At 73.8% G+C, this 10,886-nt stretch carries 11 protein-coding genes; 5 read left to right on the plus strand and 6 right to left on the minus strand.

The features are described 5' to 3' along the window. Nucleotides 1-20: 20 nt before the first annotated feature. From AMA02S_RS22565 to AMA02S_RS22575, 3 genes are read left to right on the plus strand one after another with little or no spacing between them, the layout of a single operon-like run. Nucleotides 21-1,214, plus strand: a complete 1,194-nt coding sequence (locus AMA02S_RS22565; protein ID WP_067461386.1) for an EfeM/EfeO family lipoprotein — start codon at nt 21-23, stop codon at nt 1,212-1,214. After that, nucleotides 1,211-2,473, plus strand: coding sequence for a Dyp-type peroxidase (locus AMA02S_RS22570; protein WP_067461387.1), 1,263 nt, complete (start codon nt 1,211-1,213; stop codon nt 2,471-2,473). The genes AMA02S_RS22565 and AMA02S_RS22570 overlap by 4 nt, the downstream gene beginning before the upstream one ends. Before the next feature lie 9 nt (nt 2,474-2,482). Beyond that, the gene (locus AMA02S_RS22575) at nt 2,483-4,093 is read left to right on the plus strand and encodes a phospholipase C (protein WP_067461388.1); all 1,611 of its coding nucleotides are present in this window, start codon (nt 2,483-2,485) and stop codon (nt 4,091-4,093) included. Between the two features lie 41 nt (nt 4,094-4,134). Here the strand turns inward: AMA02S_RS22575 and dmpG are convergent, their stop codons facing one another. From dmpG to AMA02S_RS22590, 3 genes are read right to left on the minus strand one after another with little or no spacing between them, the layout of a single operon-like run. Next, a complete protein-coding gene (gene dmpG / locus AMA02S_RS22580; protein WP_067461389.1) occupies nt 4,135-5,166 on the minus strand; it encodes a 4-hydroxy-2-oxovalerate aldolase in 1,032 nt (343 codons plus the stop codon). Continuing rightward, nucleotides 5,163-6,062, minus strand: coding sequence for an acetaldehyde dehydrogenase (acetylating) (locus AMA02S_RS22585; RefSeq protein WP_067461390.1), 900 nt, complete (start codon nt 6,060-6,062; stop codon nt 5,163-5,165). The genes dmpG and AMA02S_RS22585 overlap by 4 nt, the downstream gene beginning before the upstream one ends. A 14-nt stretch (nt 6,063-6,076) precedes the next feature. After that, nucleotides 6,077-6,871, minus strand: a complete 795-nt coding sequence (locus tag AMA02S_RS22590; RefSeq protein ID WP_067461391.1) for a 2-keto-4-pentenoate hydratase — start codon at nt 6,869-6,871, stop codon at nt 6,077-6,079. Nucleotides 6,872-6,986: 115 nt separating this feature from the next. Here AMA02S_RS22590 and AMA02S_RS22595 point away from each other — a divergent pair, with 115 nt between their 5' ends. Beyond that, nucleotides 6,987-7,745: an IclR family transcriptional regulator gene (locus AMA02S_RS22595; RefSeq protein ID WP_157430777.1), complete on the plus strand. Its 759-nt coding sequence runs from the start codon at nt 6,987-6,989 to the stop codon at nt 7,743-7,745. Here AMA02S_RS22595 and AMA02S_RS22600 read toward each other — a convergent pair. After that, a complete protein-coding gene (locus AMA02S_RS22600) occupies nt 7,696-8,205 on the minus strand; it encodes a nuclear transport factor 2 family protein (protein ID WP_067461393.1) in 510 nt (169 codons plus the stop codon). The two genes, AMA02S_RS22595 and AMA02S_RS22600, sit on opposite strands and share 50 nt — an antisense overlap. Then, on the minus strand, nt 8,202-9,074 hold the full coding sequence (locus AMA02S_RS22605) for a TIGR03619 family F420-dependent LLM class oxidoreductase (RefSeq protein WP_067461394.1): 873 nt from the start codon (nt 9,072-9,074) through the stop codon (nt 8,202-8,204). The genes AMA02S_RS22600 and AMA02S_RS22605 overlap by 4 nt, the downstream gene beginning before the upstream one ends. Before the next feature lie 176 nt (nt 9,075-9,250). On the opposite strand from AMA02S_RS22605, the gene AMA02S_RS22610 reads away from it, so the two are divergent. Beyond that, a complete protein-coding gene (locus tag AMA02S_RS22610) occupies nt 9,251-10,147 on the plus strand; it encodes an IclR family transcriptional regulator (RefSeq protein WP_067461395.1) in 897 nt (298 codons plus the stop codon). A gap of 2 nt (nt 10,148-10,149) precedes the next feature. On the opposite strand, the gene AMA02S_RS22615 is transcribed toward AMA02S_RS22610, so the two are convergent. Beyond that, nucleotides 10,150-10,740 (minus strand): flavin reductase family protein, encoded by a 591-nt coding sequence (locus AMA02S_RS22615; RefSeq protein WP_067461396.1) that lies wholly within the window; start codon nt 10,738-10,740, stop codon nt 10,150-10,152. Nucleotides 10,741-10,886: the final 146 nt, after the last annotated feature.

The following is a 10,886-nucleotide window of genomic DNA, read 5'->3' on the forward strand; positions in this document are numbered from 1 at the left end:
GGTCCTAGAGTGTCGGCGACATGCGTGTGACCCTCGTGATCATCGGTGCGGCCCTGCTGTGGGCGGCGGCGGGCGACGGCCTGCCCGCCCGCGGCCCCGGGCCGCAGGAGCAGGGCCCCGGGCCGCAGGGGCAGGGTCCCGGGCCCGAGACGCGCGGCCAAGCCATCCCTGGGCTGATCGACGCGGCGGCCGGCCGGTGCGGCGCCGGGTGGACGACCGCGCCGGCGGGACGGCAGACGCTGATGCTGCGCAACGGCGGCAGCGCCGTCGCCGAGGTCACGCTGATCGATGCCGGGAGTGGCGCCGTGCACGCGGAGATCGAGGGGCTCGCGCCGGGCACCGTCCGTCCGATGCGCGTCCGGCTGGGCGCCGGCGTGTACGCCCTGCGCTGTGCGGAGCACGGCGCGGGGGATCCGGTGACGAGCCCGGCGGTCCGTATCACCGGGCCGGGGCGGGGCGGCCTGGCGGTCGTCCCGGTCGGCGAGAACGACCTGTACGGCCCGGCCCGCTCCTACCAGCGGTACGTCGCCGCGGGGCTCGACCGTCTCGTCGCCAGGACGGGCGAGCTGCGCGGCGCCGTCCGTACGGGGAACAGGGGCGCCGCGAAGGACGCTTGGACGCCCGCTCATCTCGCCTACGCGCGGCTGGGCGCGGCCTACGGCGCCTTCGGCGATCTCGACGACGCGATCAACGGCCTGCCGGACGGGCTGCCCGGCGGTGTGCGGGACACCGGCTTCACCGGCTTCCACCGGCTGGAGCAAGGGCTGTGGAACGGCGCGGAGATGTCCGCGCTCGCGCCGGTGGCCGACCGGCTCGCCCGCGACGTCCGTGCTCTGCGGGCGGGATTCGCCGGCGAGCGCGTCGACCCCGCCGATCTTCCGCTCCGCGCCCACGAGATCCTGGAGGACACCCTGCGCTGCCAGCTCACCGGCGCCGCTGACCAGGGCAGCGGCACCGAGCTGCGGACGGCGGCGGCGCACCTGGAGGGGACCCGTGCGGTCATCGGCGTGCTCCGGCCCGTCCTGCGCCCGAGGTTCCCCGGCCTGGGCGAGGTGGATCGCTGGATGGACCGGCTGGAGGCCCTGCTGAAGGGACGGTCGTCGCTCGCGCGGCTGTCGCGGGAGGAGCGCGAGCGACTGAACGGCACGACCGGGCGGCTGGTCGAGCTGCTGGCGTCCGTCGCTACCATCGCGCAGCCGAGGCGGACCCGGTGACCGGCCGGCGGGCCTTCCTGCGCGGTGCGCTCGCCGCCGGCGCCACCGGGGCCGCGGGCCTGGCGGCCGGTTCGGCGGCCGGGTCCGCCGCCAAGGGCGCGGCGCACACCGGCGCACCCGCCGCGCGGGGACGGGCGTTCCACGGCGAGCATCAGGCCGGCGTCCTGGAGGCGCCCGCGCGCCGCACCATCGTCGCGTCCTTCGACGTCATCGCCGACGGTCGGGCCGAGCTGACCGAGTTGCTGCGCGCGCTCACCGAGCGGGCCCGGATCCTGACCTCCGGCGGCCCGCCCGAGGAGGCGGGCATCGCCGCGCCTCCCGCCGACTCGGGGGTGCTCGGCCCGGACGCGCCGGGCGCGGGCCTGATGGTGACGGTCGGTGCGGGCGCCTCGCTGTTCGACGACCGCTTCGGGCTGGCCGCCCGTAAGCCGCCTGGGCTCCTGCGGATGCGGACCTTCCCCCACGACGCGCTCGAAGCCGGCTGGTGTCACGGCGACCTCAGCGTCCAACTGTCGGCGGACGACGAGGACACGGTGGTGCACGCGCTGCGCGACATCACCCGGCACAGCCGGGGTGCCGCCCAGCTCCGGTGGCGAATCAGCGGGTTCTCCAGTCCGCCCCGGCCGGGCGGCACGCCCCGCAACCTCATGGGCTTCAAGGACGGCACCGCCAATCCGGACGCGTCCGACGCCCGCGAGATGGACCGGCTGGTGTGGCTGTCCGAACGGGATCTCTGTGGGGGGACGACCCCCCACGCCCCCGCGGACAGACCGTGCGGTGCGGCCGGCGGCACCTACGCGGCGATCCGGCTGATCCGGATGCTGGTGGAGTTCTGGGACCGGGTGGGGCTGCCCGAACAGGAGCAGATGCTCGGCCGCGCCCGCGACACCGGCGCCCCGCTGGACGGCGTCCACGAGACCGACGAGCCCCGCTACGCCGAGGATCCGGTCGGCGAGGTCATCCCGTTGACCAGTCACATCCGGCGCGCCAACCCGCGCACGCCGGGCTCGGCCGGAAGCCGGATCCTGCGCCGTGCCTTCAACTACGACCGGGGCATGGACGGTGCGGGCGACCTCGACATGGGCCTGATCTTCACCGCCTACCAGCGTGACCTGCGGCGCCAGTTCGAGGCGGTGCAGGACCGGCTGGCGGACGAGCCGCTGACCGACTACGTCCGGCCTTTCGGCGGCGGCTACTTTCTCGTGTTTCCGGGGGTGCGCGACGCGTCGGACTTCCTCGGCCGCGGGTTGATCACCTAGGGTCGCGGCATGGGTGCGGAAGCGTGGAAGCGGCGGACGGCCGGCACCGCGGCGGTGCTCGCACTGGCGGCGGTCCCGGGGTGCACCGGCGACGGCGGCGACGCCCACCGGGGGACGGCCCTCACCGTCGCCCGCACGCCACAGGGGTCCCGGACACCGATCGAGCACGTCGTCGTCATCTTCGGCGAGAACATCTCCTTCGACCACTACTTCGGCACCTATCCGAAGGCCGCCAACACCGACGGGACGAGGTTCACCCCGGCGCGGCGCACCCCCCGCGTCGACGGGCTGACCAAGCGGCTGCTGAAGCACAACCCCAACCGGTACAACCCCCGGCGCCTCACCCATGAGCAGGCGCTCACCTGCGATCAGGACCACTCGTACGCCGCCGAGCAAAAGGCCGTCAACGGCGGGCGGATGGACAAGTTCGTCGAGTTCACCGAACGCGACAAGTGCACCGGCCAGCCGATCCTGTACGGGGCGCCCGGCCTCGTCATGGACTACTACGACGGCAACACCGTCACCGCGATGTGGAACTACGCGCAGCACTACGCGATGAGCGACAATTCCTGGGACACCATCTTCGGCCCGTCCACGCCGGGAGCGCTCAACCTGGCCTCCGGCCAGACCCACGGCGCCTACGCCGTTGACCCGTTCACCCGCAAGAAGGTGACGGACGCCTCAGTGGTCCAGTCGCCGGACGAGAACGGCGTCGGGACGGTCATCAACGACCCGCAGCCCGCCTTCGACGACTGCTCGGCCAAGAACCACACCGCGCACAACAACCTGGCCGTGATGACCGGCCGGAACATCGGCGACCTGCTCAACGCCAAGAAGGTCACCTGGGGGTGGTTCCAGGGCGGGTTCCGGCCGACCGGCAGGGCGAACGGGTACGCGGTCTGCGGCGCGACCCACGAGAACATCGGCGGGAACCCGGTCATCGACTACGTGCCGCACCACGAGCCGTTCCAGTACTACGCGACGACCGCGAACGAGAAGCATCTGCCGCCCTCGTCGCCCGCCGCGATCGGCCGTACCGACCAGGCGAACCACCAGTACGACCTGGCCGACTTCGACACCGCGCTGAAGAGCGGGCATATGCCCGCCGTCAGCTTCCTCAAGGCCCCCGCCTACCAGGACGGGCACGCCGCCTACTCCGACCCGCTGGACGAGCAGCGGTTCGTCGTCACGTCCATCAACCGGATCCAGCGGTCGCCGGAGTGGAGGTCGACGGCGATCGTCCTCGCCTATGACGACTCCGACGGCTGGTACGACCACCGGGCGCCGACGATCCTCAACGGCTCCACCGACGCGGCGGTCGACTCCCCGCAGTGCTTCGGGGGGCCACCGGCCGCCGGCGGCCACCGGGACCGCTGCGGTCCGAGCCAGCGCCTGCCGCTGCTCGTCGTCTCCCCGTACGCGAAGGTCAACCACGTCGACCACCACGTCACCGAGCAGACGTCGGTGCTGCGGTTCATCGAGGACAACTGGGGCCTCGGCCGCGTCGGCGGCGCGTCCTTCGACGAGCGCGCGGGCACGCTGGACGGACTGCTCGACTTCGGCCGTCCCCGCGCCGGGAAGCTCATCCTGAACCCGCGGACGGGCGCCCCCGTCCGCTGACCCGTGCGGGGAGGCGGTCCTGACCCGCCTCCCCGCACGGGTCAGGACGCGCGCTCGCGCTCGGCGACCAGCTGGAGCGCGACGTCGATGATCATGTCCTCCTGGCCGCCGACGTAACCGGCCTCGCCGACCTTCTGCAGGATCTCGTGCGCGGGCACGCCGTAGCGTTCGGCCGCGCGCTCGGCGTGCAGCAGGAAGCTGGAGTACACGCCCGCATACCCCTGGGTGATCGCGCCGCGGTCGGCGAACGGGAGGCGGTCCAGGAACGGCTTGACCACCTCGTCGGCGGCGGCCAGCGCCCCCTGGACGTCCACGCCGGTGGGGACGCCGAGCCGTTCGAACGTCGCGACGAGCACCTCGGTCGGGGAGTTGCCCGCCCCGGCGCCGAGCGCGCACAGTGCCCCGTCGATCTGCCGGGCGCCGTTCTGCTGCGCCAGGACGGAGTTGGCGACGCCGAGCGAGAGGTTCTGGTGGCCGTGGAAGCCGACCTGCGCCTCGTGCCCGATCTCCTTGACCAGGGCGCTGATCCGCTCCTGCGCGTCACCGAGGACGAGCGCGCCCGCCGAGTCGACGACGTAGACGCACTGGGCGCCGCCGTCCACCATGATGCGGGCCTGGGCCGCGAGCTCCGCCGGCCCGACGCGGTGCGAGAGCATCAGGAAGCCGACGGTCTCCATGCCGAGGTCGCGGGCGGCGGCGAAGTGCTGGAGCGAGACGTCCGCCTCGGTGCAGTGGGTCGCGATCCGGGCGACGGACGCACCGGCGCCGTGGGCCTGGCGCAGGTCCTCCACGGTGCCGAGGCCCGGCAGCAGCAGGACGGCGATCTTCGCGGCGGTCGCTTCGTCCACGGCGGCGGCGACGAGCTTGATGTCGTCCTCCAGCGAGAAGCCGTAGTTGAAGGACGAGCCGCCGAGCCCGTCGCCGTGGGTGACCTCGATGACCTCGACGCCCGCGCGGTCCAGGGCGTGCACGACGCCGCGGACCTGCTCCTCGGTGAAGCGGTGCGCCATCGCGTGGCTGCCGTCCCGCAGCGTGGAGTCGGTGAGCCTGATCTTCTCGTTCACGTCGCTCATGAGGTGGTGACCTTCCTGCGCGCCAGCTGCTCGCCCACGCGGGCGGCGGCGGCGGTCATGATGTCGAGGTTGCCGGCCCAGGGCGGCAGGTGGTCGCCGTTGCCGCGGACCTCCAGGAACACCGCGACCCGTGCCATCCCGTTCCAGATGTCGCGGGGGCCGTCGAACTGCGGCTCGGCGCGCAGCGTGTAGCCGGGGACGTAGACGGCGACCTCGGCGACCATCGCCTCGATCGACGCGGCGACGGCCGTGGTGTCGGCGTCCGCCGGGATGGCGCAGTACACCGTGTCCCGCATGATCATCGGCGGCGCGACCGGGTTCAGGATGATGATCGCCTTGCCCCGGGCGGCGCCGCCGACCCGCTCGATGGCGCGGGCCGTGGTCTCGGTGAACTCGTCGATGTTCGCGCGGGTGCCGGGCCCCGCCGACCGGGACGCGATGGACGCGACGATCTCGGCGTAGGACACCGGGACCACCGACGAGACGGCGTGCACGATCGGGATCGTCGCCTGCCCGCCACACGTGATCATGTTGAGGTTCGGGACGTCCGACAGGGTGTCCAGATTGACCGGCGGGCACACGAACGGCCCGGCGGCGGCGGGCGTGAGGTCGATGGCCGTGATGCCCGCGGCGGCGTAGCGGGGCGCGTTGGCCAGGTGCGCCTTGGCGGACGTGGCCTCGAAGACCAGGTCGGGCAGGACCGGCTGCGCCAGCAGCCAGTCGACGCCCTCCGCCGAGGCCGGCACGCCGAGCTTGCGGGCGCGCGCCAGCCCGTCGGACGCCGGGTCCACCCCGATCATCGAGTGGACGTCGACCAGCTCGCTGCGCATCAGCTTGACGAGCAGGTCGGTGCCGATGTTGCCGGGCCCGACGATGGCCGCGGTCAGTGTGCGCATCCCATTTCCTCCGCTCATGCCCGCTCCCTCCCGAAACGGGCGGTCACGGAGCCGATCCCGGCGAACGTCGCGGTGAACACGTCCCCCGGTGCTGCCGGGACGGCCGCGGTGATCGAACCGGGCAGCACCACGTGCCCGGCCTCCAGCCCCTCACCCCGCTCGCCGAGGACGTTGGCCAGCCACACCAGGGCGTTGACCGGCGAGCCGAGCACGGCGGCGCCCGCGCCGGTGTCGATCAGTTCGCCGTCGCGGTGCAGCAGGCAGCCGCCAAGGACGAGGTCCACCGCGTCCAGCCGGGCGGGGCTGGTGCCGAGCACGACGCCGCCGCTGGAGGCGTTGTCGGCGATCGTGTCGGCCAGGGCGATCCGCCAGTCCGCGATCCGGGAGTCGATGACCTCCAGCGCGGGCAGCACGAAGTCCACGGCGGCGACGGCGTCGGCCGCGGTCACGCCGGGGCCGCGCAGCGGGCGGCCCAGCACGAACGCGACCTCCGGCTCGACCCTCGGTTGCAGGAACCGGCCGTGGTCGATCGGGGTGTTCTCCGGCAGGAACATCGAGTCCAGCAGGACCCCGGAGTCCGGCTGGTCGACGCCGAGCTGCCGCTGCATCGCGGCGGAGGTCAGCCCGACCTTGTGGCCCTTGATCCGCGCGCCGTCGGACGTCCACGCCGACACCTGGGCGAACTGGATCGCATAGGCATCGGCGACCGACATATCCGGATAGCTCGCCGTCAAAGGGGGGAGTGGAGTGCCGCTGGCATACGCGTCGAGCAGCGTGCCCGCGGCCTTCTCCACCGAGTCCGCGTCCATGGAGGTCCTTTCATCGTTGTCGCAGGTCGAGCCTCGCCCGGCGGGGCACCGGGCGGCAATGCGGGCGTCCCGCCAGGTGGGACGCCCACTCCTTCGGTGCTCCTACAGTGGGGGGATGACGTCCGACGGCTCCTTCCTGCGGCGCGCGGTCGCGGTGCTGGCCGCCTTCCGCGCCGACGACGACTGTCTCGGTGCGGCCGAGCTGGGGCGGCGCAGCGGGCTGCCGAAGTCAACCGCGCACCGGATCGCGCTCGACCTGGTGGAGGCCGGCCTGCTGGAGCGGCAGGGGCCGCGGGTGCGGCTGGGGCTGAAGCTGTTCGAGATCGGCCAGCGGGTCCCTCGGCAGCGGGTGCTGCGGGACGCGGCCGTCCCGTACATGTCCGACCTGCGGGAGGCCACCCGGCAGACCGTCCACCTGGCGGTGCTGGAGGGCGCCGAGGTCGTGTACGTCGAGATCCTCGGTTCGCCGGGCGGCCCGCCGATGCCGTCCGAGATCGGCGGGCGGCTTCCGGCGCACGTGACCGGGGTCGGCAAGGCGATCCTCGCCTTCTCCCCGCCGGAGGTCGTGCGCGCCGTCGTCGACGCCGGCCTGCCGCGGGCGAGCGGCCGCAGCGTGGCCGCGCCGGGCCTGCTCGCCCGGGAGCTCGCCCGGATCCGCGAGGAGGGCGTCGCCTACGATCGCGAGGAGTCCGGTCACGGCATCGTCTGCGCCGCGAGCCCGGTGCTCGGCCCGGACGGCGAGGCCCTCGGCGCGCTGTCGGTGTCGGGCCGGTCGGGCCGGATGCGCCTGGCCGCCGTCGCTCCGGCCGTGCACACCGCGGCGCTCACCCTGTCCCGGACGCTGCGCGAGAGGGCCCGTCAGCGACCCTCCTGAGCAGCGCGGGGGACTCGGCGCGCCCGTCGAGGACGCGGTTGGTGCGGCGCAGGGCCCGCCAGCCGCCGGGTGTGCGGCGCAGCAGCCAGTGGTTCGCGGTGGCGCGGTGCACGGCGAAGCCGTCCGGCCCGTTCACGATCATGAGCGTGTAGCCGACCGCGGCGGCCTGGTCGCCGGAGACGCTGACGTGCGGCGGCCCGACGACGTGGGCGCAGCCGCCCTCGATCCACCGGCGGTGGTTCGCCGAGCGGACCATCGCCTCGATCTCGGCGTGCCCGTCCATCATCAGCTCGTCGACGTCATAGACGCCCTCCGCCGCCCACAGCGCGGCCACGCCGTCGGCGGCGCCGCAGTCGACGAGCGGGCCGTACGACAGGATCAACCGGGTGATCTCGCGCTCGTCCTCCAGCGCGCGCAGGCGCCGCTCCAGCTCGTCCAGGCGGGTCGCGGGATCGGTCACGACGGGTCGCCGAAGATCAGGCCGAAGGGGTCGGCCAGCGCGCGCAACGCCGCGAGCTGGTCGCAGTAGTGCGTGGGGGAGGAGGACGCCAGCCGGACACCGGCGACCGTCGCGCCCGCCTCGCGCAGCCCGCGCAGCGCCGCGCCGGCGCCGTCCGGGTCGCCGATCGGGTCCAGCGACCGGGGCGGGCCGAGCACCACGTCGAATCCCGCGGGCAGGTCGACGCCCGCGAGCATCTCGGTGAGCGTGCCGAGCGGGAGCCCGAACGGCACCCAGCCGTCGGCGGACAGCGCGCGGCGCAGGGACCGGCCCGTCCGCCCGCCGACCCAGATCGGGACGTGCTCCTGGACGGCGTGCGGCTCCACGACGAGGCCGGCGAAGTCGTAGTGCGGGCCGTGGTACTCCGGCGCTCGCTGTGACAGGGCGGCGCGCAGCGCGGCGAGCGCGTCGTCGGCGCGCTCGCCGCGCCCGGCGAACGGGGCGCCGAGCAGCGCGAACTCCTCCTCCAGGCTGCCCACCCCGACGCCGAGCGTCAGCCGCCCGCCGCTGATCCGATCGAGCGTGCCGTAGCGCTTGGCGACGGCGAGCGGGTGGTGGTAGCCGAGCACCAGCACCTGCGTGGCCAGCCGGATCCGGGTGGTGCGTGCGGCGACGTACCCGAACGTGGCGAGCGGGTCCCAGTAGACCCCGCCGCGCACCTCGACCGCCTCGACCGGGACCGCCACGTGCTCGCTGCACGTCAGGTGGTGGTAGCCGAGCCGGTCGGCCGTCTCGGCGATCAGGCCGATCTCCTCGACGCCCGCACCGCGTTCCCACGCGGCCTGCCCCGGCGGCTGCGCCACCACCGGCGTGACGATGCCGACACGCATCGCTGCTCCCTCACTTGATAGGAAATCGTTCTACTTCTTTTCGGACGTCTCTGGACGGGGCATCGCAGCATCTCGAACTCGATTGAGCTGGGATAAATCGCCTCTTCCGCTGATGGCGGGCTGTTGCTAGATTCCAGATAACGAGAATTCATTTCAGTTCGGTTCTGGGAGGTGTGATGGCCGAGGTCGCCACCCCGGAGCGACGCGAGTCGCCGCCGTCGATGGTCGAGCGGATGACGCTGATCCTGGACGCCTTCAACGGCCCGTCGGCCCGGCTCACTCTGGAGGACGTGGCGCGCCGCACCCGGCTGCCGCGCTCCACCGCGCACCGGATCCTGGACCAGCTCGTCCGGCAGCGGTGGCTCGCGCACCACTCCTTCGGCTACGGCCTCGGGCAGCGCGCCCTCGGGCTCGGCGGGCAGGACGGCGGGCACGGCAAGATCCGCGAGGCGGCGGCGCCACTGCTGCACGAGCTTCAGGTCACCACCGGCCTGGTCGCGCACCTGGCCGTGTTGGACGGCGCCGACATCTTCTATCTCGACAAGCTGGGCGGGCGACTCGCCGCGTGCGTGCCGTCCCGCGTCGGCGGGCGGGCCCCCGCCCACTGCACGGCGCTCGGCAAGGCCATGCTGGCCTGGCTGGAACCTGAGCAGGTCGACGCCCTGCTCGGCACCGCGATCACCCGGCTCACCAGCCGCACCATCGGCGACGTCCGCACGCTCCACCAGGAACTGCACCGCGTCCGGCAGCGCCGCGGGCTCGCGTTCGAGCGCGGCGAGTCCTTCCCCGGCATCGCCTGCGTCGCCGCCGCGATCCGCGGCGCCGAGGGCCCGGTCGCCGGGATATCCCTGGTGGGCGACATCCGCGCTCCGCTGGAGAACGTCGCCCCGCTGGTGGTCACCGCCGCCCGCGAGGCGTCCCAGGTGCTGTTCCCGGGTGCGGCGTCCGCGCGGCGCGCCGGAATGGGGCGCGCACGCCGCGCCGGGCAGGCCCGGTCGGCGCCGGAGGCCACCTGGTCCGCCGAGACGATGAACCGGCTGCTCGCCGTGGACGGCCGCGGCGACTGGATGTGACCTCATCCCCACCCCCACCGGTCGTCCCCGCCCCACGGGTCGGGGGCGACCGGCGCGTCCGGTTCGCCCACGCCGAACCGGCTGCGAAAGAAGATCATCGGCGGTCGGCCGGCGGCCGGCTCGTCCGGCCGCCCGATCGCCAGGACCCGGCCGATCACGACGTCATGGTCGCCCGCCCGGTGCACGTCCTGGACCTCCGCGTGCACGCCCAGCAGGACGTCCCGCAGCGCGGGCGTCCCCCACGGTGAGACGTCCCAGCCGAGCCCCTCGTACTTCAGCCCCCTGCTGGAACCGAACCGCTCGCACAGGTCGCGCTGGTCGTCGCCGAGCACGTTGACGCAGAACCGGCCGGCCGCGCGGATCCGCGCCCAGGAGCGGCCGCGCCGGTCGGCGCAGAACAGCACGAGCGGCGGCTCCAGCGACACCGACGCGAACGACTGGCACGCGAACCCCACCGGCTCGCCGCCGTCCAGCGCGGTGACCACGGTGACGCCGGTGGCGAACTCCGCCATGGCCTTGCGGAACTCCGCCGGGGCGGGGGAGTTCGCAGGCGCGTGTCCGGAGTCTGCGGTGAGCGCTGGCTCGGCTGCCATGAGGTCCCCTCGGGGCTCGCAGGTGGTCGGAGCTGGAACGTAGGCAGGTGCCGCCTCCTGCGCGCCGACCGATCCCGATGAGTGGAAGCCGGCGCGGCGGCAGGCCCGTCCGCCGTGCCCCGGAGCGGCGTCCCGCTGATCGGGAT

Source organism: Actinomadura macra NBRC 14102, from assembly GCF_001552215.1.
GTDB classification, from domain to species: Bacteria; Actinomycetota; Actinomycetes; order Streptosporangiales; family Streptosporangiaceae; genus Spirillospora; species Spirillospora macra.